The 1,334-nt window shown below is 41.6% G+C and carries 1 protein-coding gene; it reads left to right on the top strand.

Going from position 1 to position 1,334, the window contains the following annotated elements; all coding sequences use genetic code 11:
* Nucleotides 1-150: 150 nt before the first annotated feature.
* A partial coding sequence (locus AC3DU7_RS11935) for a choice-of-anchor Q domain-containing protein (protein ID WP_488039567.1) occupies nucleotides 151-1,334 on the top strand: 1,184 nt, incomplete at its 3' end.

Below are 1,334 nucleotides of genomic sequence, written 5' to 3'. Positions count from 1 at the left end.
ACTAATAATTTACTGAGGAAATATTCAATTGAGATAATGAAGATATTTATCGATATTAATTAATCTAAATTAATCTTATTTTTCCGGATGAGAAGCAACTAGCAATGCTTAAACGAATAGCAAACAACATACTAAAAAGTCGAACAAACTATGGCTACAGTAACTAATCTTAATGATAGTGGAGCTGGCTCTCTAAGACAGGCAATTATCGACGCTGCCTCTGGTGAGACAATTAACTTCGACCCCAGTCTAGGTGGTGGTACGATCAACCTAGCTAGCGAACTTCTAATTAATAAAAACCTCACCATTGATGGTGATGAAACCAACCCAGTCACTATAGATGCAGGAGGAAATGCTAACGGTCAATTTCGTGTATTTAATGTTGATGATGGCAATGCCAATAACCAAGCTACAGTTACCATTGATGGAGTAAACATCACAGGTGGATTTGCTTTTGGCAGCAATGCTACTAACGCTGGTGATGGTGGTGGTATATTCAATAATGAAAATATCACTGTCAGTAATGCTGTAATCACGGGTAACACGGCATCAGGAGATGGTGGTGGTTTCTATAACAACGATCTAGGTACCGCCAATATTATCAACACCACTATTAGCAGTAATGAAGCTAACTACAATGGTGGTGGTGTCATGGCATTTGGTAATACAACCATTGCTAATTCTACCATCAATAACAACTCAGCACTTGCTGTTGGTAGTGGCGATGGTGGCGGTGTTGCCATCTTTGGTACTACACAGATTACTCAAAGCACCATTAGCGGTAATACAGCAAAGGGCCAAGGTGGTGGTGTTTACGTCACTGCTAATAACCCCAATTTAAATCATTTTACCACTGCTACAATTGCTAACAGCACCATTACTAATAACTTTGCACAAACTCCGACTCTAAATAATGGTGGCACTGGCGGTGGTTTGGCAAGTTTCGCTTTAGATAGCACTCCCAATAAAATTGCTACAACTGTTACTTCTACAATTATTTCTGGCAACCGTAACAATACAGGTGCTAATGATGTTGATGAATTAAGAGCTACCAGCAACTCCATCCAAAGTGGAGGCAACAACTTAATTGGTACAGGAAACGCTAATAGTCGTTTCAGCGCTACAGGCGATCAAACCGGAGTCACTAACCCCGGTCTAGACCCTCTTGCTGATAACGGTGGTCCAACTCAAACCCATGCTTTACAAGCTGGCAGTGCTGCTATTAATGCTGGCAGCAACCCTCTTGGTCTGACTACTGACCAACGGGGTACAGGTTTCCAGCGCGTTGTTAATGGTGTAGCTGATATTGGTGCTTTCGAGTTTGGCAACTCCAC

The organism is Okeania sp. (genome assembly GCF_983059655.1).
This window is presented reverse-complemented; position numbering and strand designations above follow the sequence as displayed.